We start from the raw sequence: 377 nt of genomic DNA, 5'->3' as shown, positions 1-377 counted from the left end.
TGTGTCGGGGGGGCTGGGGGGGGGGGGGGGGGGGTGGGGGGGGTGGGGGGGTTGGCGCGCGTGGCTTGTTGCGGTTGCACCGGCGGCTCTGGTCATTGGGGTGGCGCCTGGTTGGCCTCGCGCGGTCCCCCGCCCCCCCCCCCCCCCCCCGCTCGACATCCCCCGGCGGCCCCCCAGCTCCACACTCGATTGGACACTCGGTCGCTCCCCCAGGCCCTTCCGCTCCGGACGGCGCGCGGCGCGCTCGCGGTACGGGTCGTGGCAGAGCACCCGGACGATGCCGCCGCTGGTCGCGGCCCGGCCCTCGACGAGCTCGAGGGTCGAGGTCTTGCCCGCCCGGTTGGTGCCGAGCTGGGCGAAGTGCTCGCCGCGGCCGG

1 pseudogene is annotated in these 377 nt (G+C 78.2%); it reads right to left on the bottom strand.

Annotated elements, in window-relative coordinates:
* Positions 1-224 precede the first annotated feature (224 nt).
* Positions 225-377, bottom strand: a pseudogene (locus PUR71_RS01990) (ABC transporter ATP-binding protein); the annotation flags it as partial.

Source organism: Streptomyces sp. SP17BM10 (assembly GCF_036322405.1).
Lineage (GTDB): Bacteria > Actinomycetota > Actinomycetes > Streptomycetales > Streptomycetaceae > Kitasatospora.
Note: the sequence above shows the minus strand (reverse complement) of the source record. Positions and strands in the feature narration are given on the sequence as shown.